The organism is Rhizobium sp. ERR 1071 (assembly GCF_007828675.1).
Taxonomy (GTDB): domain Bacteria; phylum Pseudomonadota; class Alphaproteobacteria; order Rhizobiales; family Rhizobiaceae; genus Rhizobium; species Rhizobium dioscoreae.
This window is the reverse complement of the sequence record NZ_VITM01000016.1, coordinates 55590-76668: the sequence shown is the minus strand read 5'-3', so window position 1 is coordinate 76668 and position 21079 is coordinate 55590. Positions and strand designations below refer to the sequence as shown.

General features: G+C 59.9%; 20 protein-coding genes. 8 read left to right on the top strand and 12 right to left on the bottom strand.

Annotation, left to right across the window (positions count from 1 at the left end; translation table 11 throughout):
• Positions 1–49 precede the first annotated feature (49 nt).
• Positions 50–901 carry a MurR/RpiR family transcriptional regulator gene (locus tag FBZ99_RS30515; RefSeq protein ID WP_113354621.1) on the top strand — a complete coding sequence of 284 codons (852 nt, stop codon included), beginning with the start codon at positions 50–52 and terminating at the stop codon, positions 899–901.
• A 5-nt stretch (positions 902–906) separates the two neighbouring features.
• Here the strand turns inward: FBZ99_RS30515 and FBZ99_RS30510 are convergent, their stop codons facing one another.
• The 9 genes from FBZ99_RS30510 to FBZ99_RS30470 all read right to left on the bottom strand — a co-directional run bounded on the left by FBZ99_RS30510 (position 907) and on the right by FBZ99_RS30470 (position 10722).
• A complete protein-coding gene (locus tag FBZ99_RS30510; protein ID WP_113354497.1) occupies positions 907–2490 on the bottom strand; it encodes an FGGY-family carbohydrate kinase in 1584 nt (527 codons plus the stop codon).
• Positions 2491–2510: 20 nt separating this feature from the next.
• Positions 2511–3185: an HAD family hydrolase gene (locus FBZ99_RS30505; RefSeq protein ID WP_113332439.1), complete on the bottom strand. Its 675-nt coding sequence runs from the start codon at positions 3183–3185 to the stop codon at positions 2511–2513.
• A 98-nt stretch (positions 3186–3283) separates the two neighbouring features.
• Positions 3284–4765, bottom strand: a complete 1482-nt coding sequence (locus tag FBZ99_RS30500) for a mannitol dehydrogenase family protein (protein ID WP_113354496.1) — start codon at positions 4763–4765, stop codon at positions 3284–3286.
• 148 nt (positions 4766–4913) lie between these two features.
• Positions 4914–5918, bottom strand: coding sequence for an ABC transporter ATP-binding protein (locus FBZ99_RS30495; protein WP_113354495.1), 1005 nt, complete (start codon positions 5916–5918; stop codon positions 4914–4916).
• A gap of 11 nt (positions 5919–5929) precedes the next feature.
• Positions 5930–6772, bottom strand: coding sequence for a carbohydrate ABC transporter permease (locus FBZ99_RS30490; protein ID WP_113354494.1), 843 nt, complete (start codon positions 6770–6772; stop codon positions 5930–5932).
• Between the two features lies 1 nt (position 6773).
• Positions 6774–7646, bottom strand: a complete 873-nt coding sequence (locus FBZ99_RS30485; protein ID WP_095435901.1) for a carbohydrate ABC transporter permease — start codon at positions 7644–7646, stop codon at positions 6774–6776.
• A 144-nt stretch (positions 7647–7790) separates the two neighbouring features.
• The gene (locus FBZ99_RS30480; protein ID WP_069615959.1) at positions 7791–9107 is read right to left on the bottom strand and encodes an ABC transporter substrate-binding protein; all 1317 of its coding nucleotides are present in this window, start codon (positions 9105–9107) and stop codon (positions 7791–7793) included.
• 146 nt (positions 9108–9253) lie between these two features.
• The gene (locus FBZ99_RS30475) at positions 9254–10207 is read right to left on the bottom strand and encodes a sugar-binding transcriptional regulator (RefSeq protein WP_113332443.1); all 954 of its coding nucleotides are present in this window, start codon (positions 10205–10207) and stop codon (positions 9254–9256) included.
• 59 nt (positions 10208–10266) lie between these two features.
• Positions 10267–10722 carry an RbsD/FucU family protein gene (locus tag FBZ99_RS30470; RefSeq protein ID WP_113332444.1) on the bottom strand — a complete coding sequence of 152 codons (456 nt, stop codon included), beginning with the start codon at positions 10720–10722 and terminating at the stop codon, positions 10267–10269.
• Positions 10723–11045: 323 nt separating this feature from the next.
• Between FBZ99_RS30470 and FBZ99_RS30465 the strand changes: the two genes are divergently transcribed.
• The 6 genes from FBZ99_RS30465 to FBZ99_RS30440 all read left to right on the top strand — a co-directional run bounded on the left by FBZ99_RS30465 (position 11046) and on the right by FBZ99_RS30440 (position 16462).
• Positions 11046–11705 carry a response regulator gene (locus FBZ99_RS30465; RefSeq protein WP_069615956.1) on the top strand — a complete coding sequence of 220 codons (660 nt, stop codon included), beginning with the start codon at positions 11046–11048 and terminating at the stop codon, positions 11703–11705.
• Positions 11702–13054: an ATP-binding protein gene (locus FBZ99_RS30460; RefSeq protein ID WP_113354493.1), complete on the top strand. Its 1353-nt coding sequence runs from the start codon at positions 11702–11704 to the stop codon at positions 13052–13054. Before FBZ99_RS30465 ends, FBZ99_RS30460 begins: the two co-directional genes overlap by 4 nt.
• A 102-nt stretch (positions 13055–13156) precedes the next feature.
• Positions 13157–14083, top strand: coding sequence for an ROK family protein (locus tag FBZ99_RS30455; protein ID WP_113354492.1), 927 nt, complete (start codon positions 13157–13159; stop codon positions 14081–14083).
• Positions 14073–14783, top strand: a complete 711-nt coding sequence (locus tag FBZ99_RS30450) for a copper homeostasis protein CutC (protein WP_145636618.1) — start codon at positions 14073–14075, stop codon at positions 14781–14783. The genes FBZ99_RS30455 and FBZ99_RS30450 overlap by 11 nt, the downstream gene beginning before the upstream one ends.
• A 220-nt stretch (positions 14784–15003) precedes the next feature.
• Positions 15004–15885 (top strand): DUF6030 family protein, encoded by an 882-nt coding sequence (locus FBZ99_RS30445; protein WP_113354490.1) that lies wholly within the window; start codon positions 15004–15006, stop codon positions 15883–15885.
• Positions 15886–15997: 112 nt separating this feature from the next.
• Positions 15998–16462 (top strand): hypothetical protein, encoded by a 465-nt coding sequence (locus tag FBZ99_RS30440; protein ID WP_145636616.1) that lies wholly within the window; start codon positions 15998–16000, stop codon positions 16460–16462.
• A gap of 124 nt (positions 16463–16586) precedes the next feature.
• Here the strand turns inward: FBZ99_RS30440 and FBZ99_RS30435 are convergent, their stop codons facing one another.
• Entirely contained in the window at positions 16587–16781 is a 195-nt protein-coding gene (locus FBZ99_RS30435; protein ID WP_113354488.1) for a hypothetical protein, read from the bottom strand.
• A 3-nt stretch (positions 16782–16784) separates the two neighbouring features.
• Here FBZ99_RS30435 and FBZ99_RS30430 point away from each other — a divergent pair, with 3 nt between their 5' ends.
• Positions 16785–18236, top strand: a complete 1452-nt coding sequence (locus FBZ99_RS30430; protein WP_113354487.1) for a DHA2 family efflux MFS transporter permease subunit — start codon at positions 16785–16787, stop codon at positions 18234–18236.
• Positions 18237–18239: 3 nt separating this feature from the next.
• Here the strand turns inward: FBZ99_RS30430 and FBZ99_RS30425 are convergent, their stop codons facing one another.
• Together FBZ99_RS30425 and FBZ99_RS30420 are read right to left on the bottom strand one after the other, a co-directional pair.
• Positions 18240–19790, bottom strand: a complete 1551-nt coding sequence (locus tag FBZ99_RS30425) for a SpoVR family protein (RefSeq protein WP_113354486.1) — start codon at positions 19788–19790, stop codon at positions 18240–18242.
• Complete coding sequence (locus FBZ99_RS30420; protein WP_069615950.1) at positions 19790–21061, bottom strand: YeaH/YhbH family protein; 1272 nt, start codon at positions 21059–21061, stop codon at positions 19790–19792. Before FBZ99_RS30420 ends, FBZ99_RS30425 begins: the two co-directional genes overlap by 1 nt.
• Between the last annotated feature and the right edge of the window lie 18 nt (positions 21062–21079).

Below are 21079 nucleotides of genomic sequence, written 5' to 3'. Positions count from 1 at the left end.
GAAATTGACGCAACAGAACATCGAAAAGACCACCAAAGGGGCGCAAAACTTGGAAGACCTTAGTCAGAAACTTAGACAATATATAAAGATCGGCACTCCGGCCGAACGAAGAATTGCTAAGTATTTCTCCGAGCATCTGAATGAACTACCGTTCGAGACGGCTTCCTCCGTTGCCGACAGGCTGGAACTGAGCCCGATGACGGTAGGACGGTTTCTGCGGTCGCTCGGCTATCACGGTCTGGATGGGATAAAGGTGCATCTCAAGGAAAATGCGCCGAGCCTCACGTCGCAATTGCCCAATATCCTCGAACAGCTTCAGAAGGACGCAAGCGAAGGTCGCCCGCTCGCAACGCAAATTGCCGAACAGGTCGAGATGCTGCAGCATATCTACAACCTCGCCGGCCAGCCGCAATGGCGCGAGGCGGTTGCGACAATTCTGTCCTCCGGCAATGTCTTCATCACCTCCCATCCCAGTCTCGCGGGGATCGGCCACTATTTCCGCGACCGCCTGACCTTTGCCCGTGATCAAGTCCTTTTCCTCGACGGCGCCAATGGCAGCTATATCGAGCTGTTCGGCAAGCCATCCGAGGATGCGCTGCTCGTTGTCATCGATTCCCCGGGTTTCGTCACATCGCGTCTTCTGGCGCGCTCGGCTCGTCGCGCGGGCTGCAAGGTATTGCTGGTAACCGGTCAATTCACGGAATGGGCGCATGAATTCGCAAACATCACGCTGTCCTTGCCGCCACAACGAGCCAATAGCCGCGAAAACCTTTCAGCCATAATGGCGCTGATGGAATATCTCGCGATTTCAGTCGCTCACGCCGCAGGTGAAGCGGCGGAAATGAGAACGCGCCGCATAGAGGAACTTCAAGGTATATTCGCCCAGGCGCCGCTCCGGTAAGCCGCCTATTCCATGGCGTCCAGTTCTGCGCGGTGGCGGTACATGGCGAGGAAGCGCCGGTAATCGCGATCGTAGAGTTCCTTCCTTTCGGCATTCGGCAGCCGTTCATGACCGCCCGGATACATGGCGGCGCCGGCAACTCCGAGGCTTTCGTGAATCCCGCAGGCGACCGAGGCGGCGATTGCGGTGCCGAGCAAGACCGTCTCGTTCATCTTCGGGATAACGACCTTGCAGCCGGTCACGTCGGAATAGAGCTCCATCAGCACCGAATTCTTCACATGGCCGCCGGCGACATGCAGCGTGTCGGGCACGTAGCCGTAATCCCGCATTCGCTCCAGGATATGACGAATGCCGAGTGCAATGCCGACGCTGGTGCGCCAGTACAGCCTGCAAAGACCATCGAAGGAGGCGTCCAGCGTCATGCCGCTGATGACGCCCAATGCATGCGGATCGGCAAGCGGCGAGCGATTGCCGTGAAAATCGGGCAGCACATGGATACGCCCGCCGAAGGAAGCACCCTCCTCCAGCCGCAATTCCGCGATCCGCCGGACGATGCGGTCATGCAGTGCCGCTGTTGGATGTCCGCCGGCTGCATGCATGCTGACGATATGGTCGAGGAGCGCACCGGTGGCAGATTGTCCGGCTTCGGCAAGCCACATGCCCGGAAAGACTGCTTCGTAATATGGCCCCCACATGCCCGTGCTGCGTTTGCGTTCGCGGGCAAAGGAAACCACGCAGCTCGAGGTTCCAGCAATCAATGCCAGTTGATGCTCCAGCATGTCGGCATCGCCGGCATGGCCGGCAAGCGCGCCGAGCGCGCCCGCATAGGCATCGATCAAGCCCGCACCGACATGGCATTCACGATCGAGACCCAGCGCTTCCGCCGCCTCGGTCGTCAGTGTGCCGATGGATCGACCGACCGCAACACTTTCGTCGGGCAAACTGCCGCGCTCGCGCAGATCGCCAAGGCCGATCACGTTGAGAAAATCGGCCTGCCAGCCCGGTTGGCGGTGCGCCAGATAATTCCATTTCGCCACCAGCGTGGAGCGCGACCGCGCAAGCGAACCGGTCGCCTTCCAGGTCATGAAATCGGCAAGGTCGAAAAAGTAGCCGGCCTCGGCCCAGCTTTCCGGCAGGTTCTCCTTCAGCCACATCAGCTTCGGCATTTCCATTTCCGGCGACATGAACTCGCCGGAATATTCAAGAACCGCGTGCTTCGTCGCCGTACAGTAATCCGCTTCGGCCAACGCCCGATGATCGAGCCAGACGATGGTATCGAATCTCTTCTCGCCTCCGGTGGAAACGGTGAGCTGCCCGCCACCGCGATCGCGCACGACCAGCGAGCAGGTCGCATCGAAGCCGATAGCGCCGATAGCGGATGCAGCAATGCCGGATACCTTCACGGCTCCGCGAACGGCGGTGCAGACGGCAGTCCATATATCTTCGGAATCATGCTCGGCGTGGTTCTCGCGCGGGCGGTTCATCAGGATCGGATGTTCACTTTTACCCAGCAGTGAACCGCCCGCGGTGAAGACACCAGCGCGTGCGCTGCCTGTGCCGATATCGACCGCAACCACGTGATCACGCATGCAAAAGAGGTCCCGCCCACTTATCTCTTGTTGCGGACAAGTTGTATCAATTCCGGCATCGCGTCAAACACGACTTCCGGGGAAAGCTGCTCCAATTCAGCCCGATAACTCGGCGAATGAGCATGCGAACCACCGGTGAAGGCAAAGACCGTCATGCCGGCCGCGCGCGCTGCCGTGATCCCCGCAGGACTATCCTCGACGACAATGCATTCCTTCGGCGGTACGCCCATTTTTTCCGCCGCATAGAGAAAGAGATCCGGCGCAGGCTTGCCACGCTTGACCATGCTGGCGCTGAAGATATTGGGTTCTAGCCTGTCGAGCAGACCGGTCACGCCGAGAGAGAGACGGATGCGCTCAAGCTGGCTCGATGAGGCAACGCAGCGCGGCAGCGAAAGCGCATCCAGCGTTGCACTGATACCGTCGATCGGCTTCAGCTCATGTTTGAAGCGCTCATAGAGATCATTGCGGATACGGTCGAGAAATGCCTGGTCGATGAAGACGTCGAATTCCGTCTGCATCGTATCGACGAGCGTCGCCAAGCTCTTGCCGAGGAAGCGGCTGTAGACATCCTCCTCGCTCATCTCGACGCCGACATCATGCATCGCCTGGATGAGCACGCCGACCGACAGCGGCTCGCTGTCGACAAGCACGCCGTCGCAATCGAAGATTACGAGCCCTGTTCCCGCATCCGCCATCACAGATCCAACCTGAATTTTGTTGCTGTCCCGCCAGCCGGAAACCCGGCATGGCAATGGAAAACGGCCGGAACAGGAGAGGTCCGGCCGCTTGAAAATTATTCCGCGAGTTTGTTGTCCAAGTATAGCTGCAGGGTGACGCGGGTACCCTTTTCCCACAGCGTTTTCAGTGCATGCGCGAAGCGCTTTCGGAAAAGATCGGATTTGGCGACATCTCCGAAAATATCATCGAACACCAGGAAGGCGTTCGGATCGTCCTTCGCCTTGAGCGCCGCTTCATGCAGCCGATCGGCGCTGGCATCATTGAAGACGATCTCCTTGCCACTGTCGCTCTTGCCGGCAAAGTAGCGGCACCACAGCGCCGAGACGAGCGATAGGCCGACAATATCCTCGCCGCGACGAAGGCGGTCGGCCGTCGACGGCAGAATGAACTTCGGCTGGCGGTTGGAGCCGTCCTGCGCCAGGCGCGGGATGGTATCGGCAATCTTTGGATTGGAGAAGCGCCGCTCGATCAGCTTGAAGTAATCCGCAAGCACCGTGTTTGGCACCGGCGGGATGACGGGGATGATCTCATCATTTTCGAGCTTGGCGAGGAAGGCGCGGATCAGCGGCTCTTCCATGGCCTCATGCACGAAGTGAATATCCATCAGCGCCGCCGGATAGGCGATCGCCGCATGGCCGCCGTTGAGGATGCGGATCTTCATGTGCTCATAGGGCGTCACGTCGGGCACGAAAGTCACGCCGACCTTTTCCAACGGCGGGCGGCCTGCGGGGAAGTTGTCTTCCAGCACCCATTGCTTGAACTCTTCGCAATAGACGGGCCAGTTGTCCTCGATATCGAAAGCTTCTTTGAGCAAGTCGATTTCACGCGCACCCGTCGCCGGCGTGATGCGATCGACCATGCCATTCGGAAAGGCGACATGCGCAGCGATCCAGTCGGCAAAGGCCGGATCGGAAAGCCGCGCCGTGCCGACGACAGCAGCTTTGGTGACGCCGCCATTGTGGGGAATGTTGTCGCAGGACATGACGGTGAAAGGCTGCAGGCCGGCCGCACGCCGCGCCTTGAGACCAGCCACGATCAGGCCGAACACCGTCTTCGGCGCATCCGGGTTCTGCCCATCGGCCACGATCGCCGGATGGGCGGGATTGAACTTGCCGGAGGCATCGATGAAGTAACCACCCTCGGTAATCGTCATCGAAACGATGCGGATCGCGGGATCCGCAAGCTTGGCAATGATTGCCTTGGCATCGCCGACCGGCAGGATGTCGACCATCGGCGCAGTCACGCGCGCGGCCGTGCGATTATTGTCCTGCTCGACCACTGTCGTCAGAAAATCCTGGGCAGCCAGCTTCTCGCGCATAGCCGCATCCGACGGCAGCACGCCGGCGCCGATGATCGCCCAGTCATGGGCTTCTCCCGAATTGAAAAGATCGTCGAGATAAACAGCCTGATGGGCACGATGGAAATTGCCGACACCGAAATGCACGATACCAGCCGAAAGCGACTTCCGGTCATAAGCAGGAATAGCCGCCTTTGCAGCCGCCTGCTTAAGAGTTGCGAGCGATAATTTGCACGTCATGTCTCTAGTCCTTTTGAAGGTCTCTGGCTCCGGGCGGCTCGGGAACGCCGCACCGGCTGGTATGCTTGACCGGTCCACGCAGATCGATGGATGCGAACCGGAACAGATGCGTTGGCCGTGCCCGCTCAAGCGCACACGGCCCTGGCTTTCAGGCTGAAATCGCCAGCCCTTCGGCGTTGAACCGGTGAATATGGGCCTTGTCCGGTGTCAGGTAGACGGTATCGCCAGCCCGGGCTGGAAAATCACCCGAACCGCGAGCGGTCACCGTGCCGATCCCGTCGACATCGATATGCAGGAAAGTGTCGGAGCCGAGATGCTCAGCAACGAGAACCTTGCCCTGCCAATCGCCCGACGTGGTCGACAGCAGCACGTGTTCCGGCCTGACGCCGATCGTGTCGGCGCCAAAGGTCTGCGCATAAGCGCCCTTGACGAAATTCATCTTCGGCGAGCCGATGAAGCCGGCGACGAAAAGATTGCGCGGGCTCCGATAAAGCTCCAGTGGCGAGCCAACCTGCTCGATATTGCCGCGGTTGAGCACGACGATCTTGTCAGCCATGGTCATGGCCTCGACCTGATCGTGCGTCACATAGATCATCGTCGTCTTCAACTGCTGATGCAGCTCGCTGATCTCGAGGCGCATGTTAACGCGCAGTGCCGCGTCCAGGTTCGATAAGGGCTCGTCAAAGAGGAAGGCTGCCGGCTGACGCACGATGGCGCGGCCGATCGCGACGCGCTGGCGCTGACCGCCGGAAAGCTGGCGCGGCTTGCGCTCAAGATAATCCGTCAGGTTCAGGACGCGTGCAGCATCCGCCACCTTCTTGTCGATTTCCGCCTGCGGCATGTTCGCCATCTTCAGCGGAAAGGCGATGTTCTTGCGCACACTCATATGCGGATAGAGCGCGTAGGACTGAAACACCATGGCAAGGCCGCGCTCGGACGGCTTGAGATTGGTGCCATCCTTACCGTCGATCATGATCTGGCCGCTGGAGACATCTTCGAGGCCGGCGATCAGGCGCAGCAGCGTGGACTTGCCACAGCCCGAAGGGCCGACGAAAACGACGAACTCGCCATTGTCGATCTCAAGATCGATGGAAGGAATGACCTTGGCTTCGCCGAAGACCTTGGAGACTTGTTTGAGAACAATGCTACCCATGTTTCTCTTCCTTACTTAACCGCGCCGAAGGTCAGGCCGCGAACGAGTTGCTTCTGGCTGAACCAGCCGAGGATCAGGATCGGAGCGATCGCCATGGTCGATGCCGCTGAAAGCTTGGCATAGAACAGGCCTTCCGGGCTGGAATAGGAGGCGATGAAGGTGCTCAGCGGCGCCGCGTCCACCGCGGAGAGATTGAGCGTCCAGAAGGCCTCATTCCAGGCGAGGATGATGTTGAGCAGCATCGTCGAGGCAAGACCCGGGATCGCCATCGGCGTCAGGACGTAGATGATCTCCTTGGCAAGCGTCGCCCCATCCATGCGGGCCGCCTCGAGGATTTCGCCGGGAATTTCCTTGAAGTAGGTGTAGAGCATCCAGACGATGATCGGCAGGTTGATGAGCATCAGCACGACGACCATGCCCACCCGGCTGGCAAACTGGTTGTTCAGGAGGCCGAAGCTCTGGAACAGCAGATAGATCGGGATGAAGGCGCCGACCGGCGGCATCATCTTCGTCGACAGCATCCACATCAGGACGTCCTTGGTGCGCTTGGTCGGCGAGAACGCCATGGCCCATGCGGCAGGCACCGCAATGAGCAGACCGAGAATGGTCGAACCGAAAGCGATGATGACCGAGTTGCCGAAGTGGAGGAAGTAATCCGAGCGCGACTGCACCTCGAAATAATTCTCCAGCGTCCAGTGGAAGAAGAGGAATTGCGGCGGCGAGGCAATCGCATCGCCTTCCGTCTTGAAGCTCGTCAGGATCGTCCACAGGATCGGGAAGAAGATGAGGAGCGCCACGACCCAGGCGGCGACCGATACGACGATCTTGCGTTGTGTGGTGATTTTGCGTGCCATCTCAAGCCTCCAGATTCTTGCCGACTGCGCGCATCAGGAAGATCGCGACGATATTGGCGAGGATGACGGCGATGATGCCGCCCGCCGATGCGCCGCCGACATCCTGCGACAGAACGATCTGCGAATAGACGAGATAGGTGAGGTTCGTCGTCGCCGTACCCGGACCGCCATTGGTGGTGACGAGGATCTCGGCGAAGGCCGACAGCATGAAGATCGTCTCGATCAGGATCACCACGGTGATGGCGCGCGCCAGATGCGGCAGGATGATGTAGATGAATTTCGAAACCGGTCCCGCGCCATCCATCTCGGCGGCTTCCTTCTGCTCCTCATCCAGCGACTGCAGGGCTGTCAGCAGGATGAGCGTGGCGAAGGGCAACCACTGCCAGGCAATGATGATGATGATCGACAGAAGCGGAACCGTCTCCAGCCAGGTCAGCGGATCGAGCCCGAAAAAACGGAAGAGATGTGCCAGGAGCCCGTTCACCGGGTTCATGAACATGTGCTTCCAGATGAGGGCCGCGACCGTCGGCATCACGAAGAAGGGCGCAAGCACCAGCATGCGCACGATGCCCTGGCCGAAGATCGGCTGATCAAGCAGGAGAGCCAGCGCAATGCCGCCAATGACGGTGATCAGCAACGCACCACCGACAAGCAGCAGCGTCACGATCAGCGAGCTGAGGAAGGCCGGATCGGTGATGAAATATTCGTAGTTGAGAAACCCGAGGAAATCATGCGTGCCGGGGTTCAGAAGATTGTAGTTCAGCGTCGAGAAATAGATCGTCATTACGAGCGGGACGATCATCCACGCAAAGAGAAGCAGAACCGAAGGCGCCATCATGACGCGTGCGGTGGAACGGGTGTGCAACGTTGCCATGGCAAGTACCGACCTATCTTTAAAGGAGGGGGTGGCCGCGGACCGGCTGAAACAAAAGGGCCGCCAAGGGCAGTTCGGCGCTCGGCGGCCTAGGGGAAAGCAACGCTCGAGAGGGGGCGCTGCTTTCCTTAGCTTCGAAGGCCCTTACTTCGGATAGCCGGCCTTCTTCATTTCGCGTTCCGTCAGCTGCTGGGCAGCCTTCAGAGCCTGATCGACCGAAATCTGGCCGGCGAGAGCAGCCGAGAACTGCTGGCCGACAGCCGTGCCGATGCCCTGGAATTCAGGGATGGCGACGAACTGCACGCCGACATAGGGAACCGGCTTGACAGTCGGATGCGTCGGATCAGCCGAATTGATCGAGTCGAGCGTCATCTTGGCGAAAGGCGCTGCCTTCTGGTAATCCGCATTCGCATAGAGCGAGGTGCGGGTGCCGGGAGGTGCGTTCAGCCAGCCTTCCTTCTGTGCGACCAGGTTGGTGTAGTCCTTGCTGGTAGCCCAGGAAATGAACTTTTCCGCCGCTTCGGTCTTCTTCGAGGAAGCCGGGATGGCGAGGTTCCATGCCCAGAGCCAGTTGCCGCGCTTGCCGAGGCCCTTATCCGGAGCCAGAGCGAAGCCGACCTTGTCGGCAACCTTCGATTCCTTCGGATCGGAAACGAAGGAAGCAGCAACGGTGGCGTCGATCCACATGCCGCACTTGCCGGACTGGAACAGGGCCAGGTTCTCGTTGAAACCGTTGGACGATGCACCCGGAGGGCCGGCATCCTTCATCAGCTTGACGTAGAAGTCGAGCGTGTCCTTCCATTCCGGCTGGTCGAACTGTGCCTTCCACTTTTCATCGAACCAGCGGGCGCCGAACGAATTCGACATCGCCGTCAGGAACGCCATGTTTTCGCCCCAGCCCGCCTTGCCGCGAAGGCAGATGCCATAGACTTCATGGTCCTTGTCGGTGATCTTGCGGGCCGCATCGGCGATGAAGTCCCATGTCGGAGCGTCCGGCATCTTGAGACCAGCCTTGTCGAACAGGTCCTTGCGGTACATCACCATCGAGCTTTCGCCGTAGAACGGCGCTGCGTAGAGCTTGCCGTCGGTCGTCAGACCGCTGCGAATGGCCGGGAGAAGGTCATCCACATCATAGTTCTTGTCGGCGGAAAGCTTGTCGAGCGAGGCAAGCCAGCCGAGCTTGCTCCAGATCGGCACTTCATAGGTGCCGATGGTCAGCACGTCGTACTGGCCGGCCTTGGTAGCGATGTCGGTCGTAACCTTCTGGCGCAATACGTTTTCTTCAAGCGTGACCCACTGCAGGTCGATACCGGGGTTCTTGGCTTTGAAATCGTCCGTAAGCTTCTGCATACGGACCATGTCGCCGTTGTTGACGGTTGCAATCGTGAGGGTTTCGGCAGACGCCAGGCCGGCAAACATCAGAGCCGAGCAGGCGCCCAGCAGTAAAGTTTTCAATTTCATATCTTCCTCCCAGAAGATTAAAAATGAGCATTCGCTTTGCTCGTGGGCAATTACTCACTTCTTGCGACAAAATGTCAATGCAGATTCGTTGCTGCATTGCCGAGCAAGTAACCTATCCTTTTGTTTTTATGAGTTAAATTTTTTGCTCAAACCTTGAGCAAAAATTCGGCAACTGCCTCGTCGGTAATCAAACCATTGATCTGCTGACCGACAACGGCCGCCTTGATCGCCTGGAATTTGCGCCGACCCTTGGCGATTCCGATGACGCTGCAGGTATCGCGCGACGGCAAGGGCGCACTGGCGACGCGCTCATTGACATCATCGGGCATGAGGTTGCCATTGCCATCGAAAACCCAGCCGCAGATCTCGCCGGCAGCGCCCCGATCCATCAACGCCAGCATCTCGTCCCTCTCGAGAAAGCCGTCGAGACAGAGCGGCGCTTCCACGCCCATCTCCCCGATACCGACGAAAGTCACGTCGGCCTGAGCGCTAATATCGAGCGTCGAGCGCACCAGTGCCTGCGCATGCAGGAGCTCCCGCTCCTCGGCCGACGACACCAGCACCGGCAGCGGCATCGGAAAGTGCCGCGCCTTGACGACGTCGGCCATGCTGAAGATGACGTTGTAATAGGCAGCGGAACCGTCGGGACCGATATTGCCCGTCAGCGACACCACCCGATGCTGCAGACATTCGATCGCCGGCAGCTGGTCGACTGCAGCCTTCAACGTGCGGCCCGTGCCGATCGCCAGCACGATGGGGTCGGCTCGCCGCAGCCAGCGCTCGATTTCGGCAGCACCGGCCTCGGCGATGCCAATGGTCGAAGATGTGCTGTCGGGATCGCTCGGCACGATATCGACATGGCGCAGACCGAACTTCTTCTTGAGCTCCGCCGCATATTCCAGACAGGCGGCGATCGGGTGATCCAGCCGGACCTTGATCAGCCGTTCGGCAACGGCCAGCGACACCAGACGCTGCGCCGACTGTCGGGATATTCCCATCGCAACGGCGATTTCATCCTGCGTGCGGCCGGCGACGTAGTAGAGCCATCCGGCCCGCGCCGCATCGTCAAGCCGCCCCTGGGAATCCAGCTTCTTCGCCATCGCCTTCCTTTACCGAAACAGCGCCCTTGCTCGGGATGATCCAGACTATCCGTGCCGGATCATGCAGTCTCCGGCGGGATGACGCCCTTGGTCAAGGTGAAACAGCCGTAGAAGCGGCGCTCTCCGGTCTGAATGACGCAAAAGGCATCCTTGGCACGCTCGTAGAAGGCGTAACGCTCGACCGGCATCAACGGCCAATGCTTGCCCTCGGCCTTGTCGATCACCGCCTGAACCTCCCGCTGGACCTGCGGCACCTCCTCCGGCGCATCGACAACTTCCATGCGCGTCGCGGCGTCATCAATGAAGGTATCGAGCGGCATCAACGACAATATCGCCGCGACGGCATCGGCAGCGGGCACATTGTCGATGCGCAGCAGCTCGCCCAGGACCGTCTGGCTCGCAATGGCCTCCGCCGGGAAATTCGTGTCGACGACGACGAGCATGTCGCCATGCCCCATCGATTTCAGCGCATAGAGCACGTCCGCATTCAACAGCGGCGAAATTCCCTTCAGCATGAACGATCCTCCGATAGCCTGTGGCGGTCACTTCGCGGCCGCTTTGTTCTCCGCGCAAACAAGTAACCATCGCGTTCCTGTCTGTCCATAGGCGCCGGGAACGTTTTCGGCCGGTAGCCTGGAGCAATTCCAGGAAAAGTGCGCAGCGGTTTTCCGTTCGGGATTGCGTGAAAGCAAAGGGATAGAGCGGCTCAGAGATTCCGTGAAAAACTGAACCGCTCTGGCCATGAACTGTGCATCCCGCCGCGGCTTATTTCAGCCGTTATTGACCCGATAGGTTCGTCGGCATTAACTGAGGTACGTTCAACGGTTGAGAGGTGCATGTGCGCATTCTTGTGGTGGAGGACGACGACACGATCGGCGGCGCGGTTCGCGACCATATCGCGGCAGGCCCTCATGCCGTGGATTGGGTCAAGAACCTGACCGATGCGGAGGAGGTCACCAGTGCGGTGCAATACGGCCTCATCCTGTTGGATCTGCAGCTTCCCGATGGCAGCGGCATCGATTTCTTGAAGCGGCTGCGCCGCAAGCCTGACGAAACGCCCGTCATCATCCTGACAGCTCGCGATCAGATCTCCGACCGTATCGAAGGCCTGAACAGCGGCGCCGATGATTATCTCGTCAAGCCGTTCAACCTTGGCGAATTGACGGCCCGTATCCTGGCGGTCGCCCGGCGTTATGCCGGCAGTCCGCAGCCGACCCTCCGGTTTGACGACCTCGAAATCGACCAGCCGCAGCGCCGCGTCAAGCTGGCGGGCAAGGACGTGATCCTGACGGGACGAGAATGGGCCGTGCTCGACCTGCTGATCACGCGGCCGGGCGCGATCGTCTCCAAGGACAAGATAGAAGAGGCGCTCTACGCCTTCGGCTCCGAAATCGAGAGCAACACGGTGGAGGTCTATGTCAGCCGCCTGCGCAAGAAGATCGGCAAGGACCGCATAAGGACGGCCCGCGGCGTCGGCTATTGCCTGGGTGAGCGATGACCGAACACAAGGAGCCCAGCCGCGCCAGCATCACCCGGCGCCTGATCACTGCGCTGACCGGCACTGTCGTCGTCTTCTGGCTGATTGCGGTCGGCATCGGTGTCTATGTCGTCAACAAGGAACTCTCGGAAACATTCGATGGCGCATTGCAGGAAACCGCCGAGCGTCTTCTGCCGCTGGTGCTCGACGATCTCGCCAACCGCGACCATTCTGGCGATCCTCAGAGCCTGGAAGAGCTCAATAAGGGGCTGAACCGCGAATATCTGACCTATCAGGTACTCGATGGGAACGGCAAGGTTATCCTGCACTCCCACGATGCCCCTCCAACCGCCTATGACGTGCCGCTGAAGATCGGCTTCCACAATACGTCGCGATACCGGATCTATACCGAATCCTCGGCCGACGGCACGATCTTCCTGCACGTCGCCGACGCCTTCAAGAATCGCCGCGAGGCATCGCGCGAAAGCGGCGTTGCGCTGCTCTGGCCGCTACTGGCCCTCATTCCCGCCAGCATCATCGCCATCGGCGTCATCGTCGGCCGATCGCTGCGGCCGATCGACCGCTTGCGCTCGGAGATCGCCACCAAAGACGGTGGCAACATGGCGCCGCTCGTGAGCGAGACGCTGCCGCTCGAGCTGCAGCCGATCGCCCGCTCCGTCAATCTGCTGCTGGAGCGCCTGCGCCTGGCCCTGGAAGCCGAGCGCGAATTCACCGCCAATAGCGCCCATGAGCTGCGCACCCCGATTGCAGGCGCTCTTGCGCAGACCCAGAGGCTGATCGCCGAACTGCCGCAGGGGCAATTGACGGAACGCGCCGGCCGCATCGAGACGTCGCTTTCCAATCTCGGCCGGCTCGCGGAAAAGCTGCTGCAGCTTTCCCGCGCCCAGGCCGGGATCGGCACGGGTGACAAACCCGCCGATCTCGTGGCCATCATCGAAACCGTCATAGGCGATTACGACCGCGATACGGGAACGGCAGGCCGTGTCCTTCTGGAGAACGAAACGGCGGAGAAACTGATGCGCAACGTCGATATTGACGCATTTGCGATCGTCATGCGCAACCTAATCGAAAACGCCTTGATCCACGGGCCGGCGGACGACGAAGTGACCGTCCGGATCGACGACCGCACCGTCCGCGTCATCAACGGCGGCGCCGTGCTTTCCGCACATGATCTCGCCGGCCTGAAGAAGCGCTTCTGGCGCGGCAAGACGAAAGCGGCAGGCTCCGGCCTTGGACTTTCGATCGTCGAGCGCATCGTCGGCCAGATCGGCGGCCATCTCGATCTACTGTCGCCGGCGACCGGCAGGACCGATGGCTTTGAAGCCAGGATCACCCTGCCGTCCGGCTGATGACGCTGTAACTGTCAGGGATTGGCCTCATAGAGGATTGATCTTGCAAAGACCGGCAAAGGGTGCGAGCAAGTGCGCCATGTTTCCAGCGGGTCGGTATCCATGATCGTTTCCTTCGACATTGGCGGCAGCGCCATCAAAGGCGGCATTGCCCGCTCCATGACGGACATCGTACCGCTGGCGCGGCGCCCGACGCCCAGGCACGATTTCGCCGAATTCGTCAATGCCTTGCGTGAGGTGATTGCCGAAGCCGGCGAGAGGCCGGATTGCCTCTCCTTCTCCATCGCCGGCGTCGTCGATCCCGATACGCAGACACTCACCTGCGCCAATATTCTCTGCATTCACGGCCGGCATCTTGCCGCCGATCTGGAGGCGGAACTCGGCTATCCCGTGCTGATCGCCAATGATGCCGATTGCTTCGCCATGGCGGAGGCCATGTCCGGAGCGGGCCGTGGCCATCGCATCGTCTTCGGCGCCATTCTCGGCACCGGCGTCGGCGGCGGCCTTGTCGCGGATGGCCGGCTGGTCAATGCTGCCGGCGGCTTTGCCGGGGAATGGGGCCATGGCCCCATCATCGCCTCCTCCGCCGGCAATCCACCAGTCGCTATTCCCGCCTATGCCTGCGGCTGTGGCCAGAAGGGCTGCGTCGACACCGTCGGCGGCGCACGCGGCATCGAACGCCTGCACAAGACGCTTCACGGCTTGGAACTTTCCAGCGAGGAGATCATCGGCCAGTGGCTCAGGGGCGAAGACCGTGCCGAACGCACGATTGACGTCATGGTGGATCTGGTCGCCTCGCCGCTTGCCCTCACCGTCAACATAACTGGCGCGACCATCGTGCCGGTCGGCGGTGGCCTTTCCAACGTCGAACCGCTCCTGGCTCGTTTGGACGAGGCGGTGCGCGCCCGGACCCTGCGTAAGTTCGGCCGGCCGCTCGTCGTGCCGAGCGAGTGCAAGCTGGAACCGGGCCTCATCGGCGCCGCCCTGCTGGGCCTGCAATATGCCGGAGAGCGCATCCATGCTGCTTGAGGTCTGTGTCGAGGATATTCCCGGTCTCAAGGCCGCTGTCGAGGGCGGCGGCGACCGTATCGAGCTTTGCAGCGCGCTTCCTCTCGGCGGGCTGACGCCGAGTGCCGGGCTGATGGCCACTGCAGCGAAGATATCTATCCCTGCATACGCCATTATCCGTCCGCGCGCCGGCAGCTTCGTCTATTCGGCGGATGAACTTGATGTCATGAAGCGCGACATCGATGCCGCACGAGCTGCCGGCTTGCCGGGAGTCGTGCTCGGCGCTTCCCTGCCGGATGGCCGACTGGATCTTGACGCACTCACCATCCTCACCGCCCAAGCGGAAGGTCTCGGCAAGACGCTGCACCGCGCCTTCGATCTGGTGCCCGACGTCGAGGAAGCCGTCCATGTCGCTATCTCCCTCGGCTTCGAACGCATCCTGACCTCCGGCGGCGCAAGGACTGCGGCCGAAGGCGTTGCCATGCTTGAACAGGCGATTGCAGCAGCCGCCGGCCGCATCTCCATCATGCCCGGCTCCGGCGTGACGCTTGCAACGGTCGGCCAGCTATGGCCGCGCCTGCAGATCAGCGAGATCCACGCCTCCTGCTCCGCAACCACCTCGGAGACGGATGAGCGTCTCATCGCCCTCGGCTTCTCTCCGCCATCGGCTCGCCGCACGGATGCCGCTACCGTCAGGGCACTTAAGGCGTATTTCGCCTAGAGCGGACTGCTCCAAGAACATGCAAAAAGCCGGACGCAGGGAACGCGGGAACCGCATGCCGAAGTTCGCGATCTGCTTTAAGCAACATCATGAATTGACAAAGAAACATTAGAATGATCAATCGTTCATAAACGCATATGCTGTAGCCATGAACATGGCTGCGCAACATACAGTTATTGCAGCAAGGTAAGTTTCCTCGGGAGTAGCTGTGATCTGAACCATGTCGGTGGCGCCACCTCGCAAGAAAAGCAGGGCTGTCTTTTGGATTGCAGCTGTTGTCATCGGTTCGATCATCCTGGCAACCGCGCTCCTTGCTAACGATATGCGCAATCTAAGAGCGCTGGATAGCCGCTATCATCTCAATCTGTTTCCGAAACCGGAACAACATGCAGCAGCGCCCGCCGCGCCTGCGCAAGAACAGCAGCCGGCCCATGCGGCTACGCCTGCGGCGGCAGCGCCGAAGACGTCAGGCCCGGCGGCCACAAGCGTCCGTGTCAAGCCAGCGACGGTCACCGCCAAGCCATCCGTCAAGAAAAGATCCCATCTGCTGGATGAGCCTGTCGACGCGCTGCTGAGTGCCTTCGTGCGCAGCTGGCGGATATCGGGCCAGGCACTTTGCGCCGATCTCCAGAAGTTCGGCCTGTCCGTAGGCGAATGGCGGCAAAGCGAACTGGGCACCAGCACTTCGGAGTGCAGCTATGCCGTCCAGAAGGGCGCCTATGGCGATCCCAAGGCAGCTTCCTTCTTCATCATCGCCAGGGGCAAGCCATCAGGCGAAATCGATACCATCCGCATCAAGGTCATCATGCCTGACAATGACGACGGAAAGGCCGTTGCCGGCACCTTTGTCGATACTGTCGTCCTATTGCTGAACGAGACACATTGGCTGGACTTTCAGGCGGCACTCGAGGCAGTCGGCAAGTTGCAGGATGTGACGCTGCAAGCCTTCGGCGCCAAGCTTGCCTTTTTCAAGGAATTCCAGAGCGACAACAATTTCAATCTGCAGCTGGAATTGCGCAGAACGTCGCCGGAACAGCTCCGAACCGCGATCGTCTTCGACAAGGCGCGCTGGACCCTCCCCTCGCCCTCCTCGACCAATTAGATCTCGGGGCATGCACGTATTTGCCGCTCTTTCATGGTGTATGTTACGAATACAACCAATAAGCAAGCGCTCAGCGGGCTACTCGCCATCATGGGATGAAACGGAGATAGAGATGGAGCCAAAAGCAACCAAATCAAACATCAAGAAGATGATTTTCATGAATATCTTCGCTCTGCTGGTTGCTGAATATTTCGCTATCGTTTCGTATTCTTTGATTTCATTCGCCTCTAATTTTAACTCAATCGCTGAGGGAATATCTGTGCCGCTGGCATTGGTCATCATTAGCTTCGCTGTGGTACCGATGGCTCTCCTGATCGCGTGGAAGGCCGCTCTAGTGGCGATCGGCGTCGGCGAATTGCTCGGGCGACCCTCCTATTATTATCCGATAGCTGGAGCTATTGCTGGATACTGGATAGCTCATTCATGGGGCTTTCAAAGCAGCTCCAATAGGTTTGATGTCATTATGCTCACCATAAGCGGCGGTATCGCAGGCTATGCTTTCTGGTACATGGCTGTCCGAAGTTTGGATTTTGATTTGCAAGCGTCGCCTTCACCGAGGGTCGATGACAATGTTTGAGTCGCGAAGGTGGGACTGCAAGAAATGAATCCGCGGTCCATACCGCGAAGCGTCCGATCACAACTGCCGTTGGCACAGTGCAGCAGGGCGTATCCAGGATGGACGCCCGATTTTACAAACGGTGTCAAATATTCATGCGCGTCGGTTTTTGTTGCACTGCGCCATCGGTAGTGCTCATATAGGCAACGATTCCGAAGGTCGGCGGATCACCGGCCGCCAGCACCATGTTTCCCGAGAGCACACGAGGCGGTTTCCGAAGGGATTCATGCAAATCGTCAAACGCGCCGGTCCCCAGCCGGACGTTGGAAAGCCATTTCATTTCATGGATTCGATAGATCCCAATCCGCAGGGCCAGACTTTTGCGGTCGAACGCAATCCCCGCCTGCGCTACATCATCCCCGCGGTGGTCGCCGTCGCCTTCCTGATGGAACAGCTGGATTCGACCATCCTCGTCACCGCCGTTCCCGATATCGCCAAGAGCCTCGATACGACGCCGCTGCGCATGAATCTGGCGGTCACGACCTATATTCTGACGCTTGCCATGTTCATTCCGGTGAGTGGCTGGTTTGCCGATCGCTTCGGCGCCCGGCGCATCTTCACGCTTTCCCTCTTCATCTTCACCATCGGCTCGATCCTCTGCGGCCTGGCGACCAGCCTGCCGATGCTTATCGCCACGCGCGCACTGCAGGGCTTTGGCGGCGCAATGATGACGCCGGTCGGGCGCCTCATCCTCATCCGCAGTTTCCCCCGCAGCCAGCTCGTGACTGCCATGACCTACATGACCCTGCCCGCCGTCATCGGGCCCGTCATCGGGCCGGTGCTCGGCGGCTTCCTGACAACCTATCTGTCCTGGCGCTGGATCTTCTGGGTGAACCTGCCCTTCGGCCTGATCGGCATGGCCATGGCGCTGCGCTATGTCGAGGATACCGAACGCGACGAGACCATCAAATTCGACTTTCCCGGTTTCGTCATGGTCGGTCTCGGCTGTGTGCTGCTGCAATATGGCATCGAGAATATCGGCCGACCTGCAATTCCGGTCTGGGCCATCCTCCTAGCGCTTGCCGCCGCCGGCCTGCTGCTGGTCGGCTTCATCCGCTATGCCAGAACAGTGGAATCTCCGGCCGTGGATCTCACCCTCTTCAAGCTGCGCACCTTCCGCATCGGCACCCTTGCCGGCGGCATCTGTCGTGTCGGGCTGAATGGCGTGCCCTTTCTGCTGCCGCTGATGCTGCAGGTCGGCTTCGGCTTGAGTCCGATCGTCTCGGGTACATTGACCTTCGTCAGCGCCCTGAGCGCCCTTGCCGTGCGGCCGGTCTCGGCAAAACTGCTAAAGCTCTATGGCTTCGATCGCATGTTGACGTGGAGCGCCGTATTCGGTGCCGCCGTCGTCGCCGGCTTCGCATTGATCACACCCGATACGCCGCACTGGTTCATCATCGTCTATGTCTTCATCTTCGGGCTGGCGCGGGCCGGACAGTTCATGACGTCCAATACGCTATCCTATTCCGATACTCCGGCGGCTCAACTCAGCCGCGCGACCAGTCTCGGCGGTGTGCTGCAGCAATTGAGCGTCAGCTTCGGCGTCTCCGTCGCCGCCATGCTGCTGGGTCTGGTGACTTTGGATGGATCGCCGCTGACGCCGGAGAAATTCCACATTGCATTTTTGCTGATGGCCGTGATCCCGCTGCTCGGCATACCCGGCTTTCTCAAGCTGCGGCCGGAAGACGGCGCGCAAGTGAGCGGCCATCAGCGGCAATCGAAAAAGCAGCCGTAAGGCTTATGCCGCAAGCGCCGAGGCGCGCGGATGAACGAGATGATCGCGAAGTACCGCGCCGGAGCGGTCGACTTCCTGCATCAGCACGTCGTAGCTCCACAGATCGGCCAGATGCTGCAATACGCGCTTGGCATCCATATCGTCGAGCATCGCGCCGTTCAGCACCGTATGCTTGACCAGCAGCCGCCTGTCGCCGGCAAGATCGACATCGACGATCTCGATATGCGGATCGATCCAGCCGACATCATATTGCCGTGACAATTCACGGCGGATGCGCCGGTAGCCACGCTCATCATGAATGGCGGCAACCCTCAGCCCCTCTTCCTCCTCCGGATCATCCGTCAGCTGGAACATGCGCATCTTGCGCATCAGATGCGGGCTCAAGAACTGCGCGACAAAACTCTCGTCGCGATAATTGGCCCAGAGATCGCGCAGCACCGCCATTGCATCGCCGGTGCCGGCGATTTCCGGAAACCATTGTCGATCCTCTTCCTCCGGCTTCGTCACGATGCGCTCGATATCCTGCATCATGGCAAAACCGATCGCGTAGGGGTTGAGGCCGGAATAGCGGGGATCGTTGAAGGTCGGTTGGAAAACCACATTGGTATGCGATTTCAGGAATTCCAGAAAATCGCCGTCGCCGATGCCGCCGAGCTCATGCAGCCGGGTCATGATGCGATAGTGCACGTAGGTTGCCGTGCCCTCGTTCATCACCTTGGTCTGACTCTGCGGATAGAAATATTGGGCGACATGCCGCACGATGCGGATGATCTCGCGCTGCCAGGGCTTCAGACGCGGCGCCATCTTTTCCAGGAAATAGAGGATATTCTCCTGCGGCAGGCCCGCCAGCGAGCGTCGCCGCTCCAGATCGAGGTCCTGTGTCTTCTTGCCCGACCCGGCCGGAACCGTGCGCCAGAGATCGTTGAAGATCTTCTCGTCATACTCGCGCCGCTCGCGCTCGCGCTTCTCCTCGTCGCGCAGGTCCGGCGTCTTCTTGCCGGCATAGCGATGCACGCCATGCGACATCAGCGCATGGGCGGCATCCAGCGTGCGCTCGACGGCGGCGTGGCCATAGCGCTCCTCACAGCGCGCCACATAGCTCTTGGCGAAGTTGAGATAATCGAGAATGCCTTCGGCATCGGTCCAGAGCTTGAAGAGATAATTGTTCTTGAAGAAATGATTATGGCCGAAGGCGGCATGGGCGATGACGAGAGCCTGCATCGTCGCGCTATTCTCCTCCATCAGATAGGAGATGCAGGGCGAGCTGTTGATGACGATCTCATAGGCAAGGCCGCGCAGGCCCTTGCGGTAGAAGGCCTCGTGATGGGCGAAATGCTTGCCGAAGGACCAGTGCTTGTAAAAGAGCGGCATGCCGATCGAGGAATAGACGTCGAGCATCTGCTCGGCGGTGATGATCTCGATCTGATTGGGGTAAACATCGAGCCCGAGCTCGTCGATGGCGATCTTCTCGCAGGCATCGTGAATTCGCTGGATGGTGGCGAAATCCCAGTCCGCGCCTTCGAAAAGCCGCTCCATCGATGCCTTTTTTGCCATTATCCGCTCCTTGTTTCCGCCGTCCGGCGCTGGAAGAGATCGTGGAAGACCGGATAGATCTGGCTGCGATCGCTGACACGCCGCATGGAAAGCACCGGCCATCCCGCCTGCATCCGCTCGTAGAGCGACCAGATCGCCGAGCCGGACGAGATCGCGACGCTGCGTGATTCCCCCACTTCGAGATAGGCAAAATATTGGCAGACGGGCAGGATCTCGCTCGTCATCAGCGCTGCCGTCGTCGCATTGTCGGAATAGGCGTTATCGCCATCCGATGCTTGCGCGGCGTAGATGTTCCAGTCGGATGCCGGGAAGCGGTCCCGCACGATTCGCCGCATGGCCTCGAGCGCGCTCGAAACCTGGGTGCCGCCGGTTGCCGGGCTGCGGAAGAAGGTCTCCTCGTCCACCTCTTCCGCTACGTCGGTATGGCGGATGAAGACGATCTCGACGCGGCGATACTGCCGGGTCAGGAAAATGTAGAGCAGCATATAGAAGCGCTTGGCGAGATCCTTCATGTGCTCCGTCATCGAGCCGGAGACGTCCATCAGGCAGAACATGACGGCTTGCGCCACCGGCTTCGGCTCGTTCTCGAAACGGCGATAGCGGATATCGATCGGGTCGATATAGGGAATGCGCCGGACCTTCGATTCCAGTCTTTTGATCTCGTCTTCGAGCTGTGCGCGGCGCTTCTCGTCCGTGCACTCCTCGGCCTCCTCGATGAGCTTTTCGACCGTTTCCGGCTTCGGGCGATGCAGCGCGACACGGCGCATCATGGCAAGCCGCATCGTGCGGTTGATGGCAAGATTGGCAGGTGATCCCGTAACCGAATAGCCCGAGCGCACCGGATTGATCTGGTCCGCCGACATCAGGCGGCGCTTGGCTAGATCGGGCAATTCGAGATCGTCGAGGAAGAGATCGAGGAATTCGTCCCGCGTCAAGATGAAGCGGAAGGCATCCTCGCCGGTTCCATCGCCGCCGGCCCGCGACTTGCCGCTACCGCCCTCGGGGCGGGGAAGCATATCGCCTTCGATGAAGTCCTTGTTACCGGGAAGAATATGTTCCTTCAGGCCCTCCGGGCCGCGATGGAACCGAGGTTCCTCGGTTCCATCCAGGGGAATGCTGATTTCGCCACCCTTCAGAATATCCTGAATGTCGCGATTTTGAGAGGATTCATAGACCGCTCTCTGCACCAGCGCTTTTGCTCTTCGCAAAAACCGTTGACGATTTTCCAGACTTTTTCCGCCTGGGTTCAGGCGTCTGTCAACAATGTGCATTCCTTCTTCCTTGGTGGC

What these genes read in the sequence shown, in the direction of transcription:
- FBZ99_RS30495 (WP_113354495.1), bottom strand. Translation starts at nt 5,918, where the DNA reads ATGGGTAGCATTGTTCTCAAACAAGTCTCCAAGGTCTTCGGCGAAGCC.
- FBZ99_RS30430 (WP_113354487.1), top strand. Translation starts at nt 16,785, where the DNA reads ATGGATTCGATAGATCCCAATCCGCAGGGCCAGACTTTTGCGGTCGAA.
- FBZ99_RS30420 (WP_069615950.1), bottom strand. Translation starts at nt 21,061, where the DNA reads ATGCACATTGTTGACAGACGCCTGAACCCAGGCGGAAAAAGTCTGGAA.
- FBZ99_RS30425 (WP_113354486.1), bottom strand. Translation starts at nt 19,790, where the DNA reads ATGGCAAAAAAGGCATCGATGGAGCGGCTTTTCGAAGGCGCGGACTGG.
- FBZ99_RS30500 (WP_113354496.1), bottom strand. Translation starts at nt 4,765, where the DNA reads ATGACGTGCAAATTATCGCTCGCAACTCTTAAGCAGGCGGCTGCAAAG.
- FBZ99_RS30440 (WP_145636616.1), top strand. Translation starts at nt 15,998, where the DNA reads ATGGAGCCAAAAGCAACCAAATCAAACATCAAGAAGATGATTTTCATG.
- FBZ99_RS30435 (WP_113354488.1), bottom strand. Translation starts at nt 16,781, where the DNA reads ATGAAATGGCTTTCCAACGTCCGGCTGGGGACCGGCGCGTTTGACGAT.
- FBZ99_RS30475 (WP_113332443.1), bottom strand. Translation starts at nt 10,207, where the DNA reads ATGGCGAAGAAGCTGGATTCCCAGGGGCGGCTTGACGATGCGGCGCGG.
- FBZ99_RS30485 (WP_095435901.1), bottom strand. Translation starts at nt 7,646, where the DNA reads ATGGCAACGTTGCACACCCGTTCCACCGCACGCGTCATGATGGCGCCT.
- FBZ99_RS30445 (WP_113354490.1), top strand. Translation starts at nt 15,004, where the DNA reads ATGTCGGTGGCGCCACCTCGCAAGAAAAGCAGGGCTGTCTTTTGGATT.
- FBZ99_RS30510 (WP_113354497.1), bottom strand. Translation starts at nt 2,490, where the DNA reads ATGCGTGATCACGTGGTTGCGGTCGATATCGGCACAGGCAGCGCACGC.
- FBZ99_RS30490 (WP_113354494.1), bottom strand. Translation starts at nt 6,772, where the DNA reads ATGGCACGCAAAATCACCACACAACGCAAGATCGTCGTATCGGTCGCC.
- FBZ99_RS30480 (WP_069615959.1), bottom strand. Translation starts at nt 9,107, where the DNA reads ATGAAATTGAAAACTTTACTGCTGGGCGCCTGCTCGGCTCTGATGTTT.
- FBZ99_RS30460 (WP_113354493.1), top strand. Translation starts at nt 11,702, where the DNA reads ATGACCGAACACAAGGAGCCCAGCCGCGCCAGCATCACCCGGCGCCTG.
- FBZ99_RS30455 (WP_113354492.1), top strand. Translation starts at nt 13,157, where the DNA reads ATGATCGTTTCCTTCGACATTGGCGGCAGCGCCATCAAAGGCGGCATT.
- FBZ99_RS30470 (WP_113332444.1), bottom strand. Translation starts at nt 10,722, where the DNA reads ATGCTGAAGGGAATTTCGCCGCTGTTGAATGCGGACGTGCTCTATGCG.
- FBZ99_RS30450 (WP_145636618.1), top strand. Translation starts at nt 14,073, where the DNA reads ATGCTGCTTGAGGTCTGTGTCGAGGATATTCCCGGTCTCAAGGCCGCT.
- FBZ99_RS30505 (WP_113332439.1), bottom strand. Translation starts at nt 3,185, where the DNA reads ATGGCGGATGCGGGAACAGGGCTCGTAATCTTCGATTGCGACGGCGTG.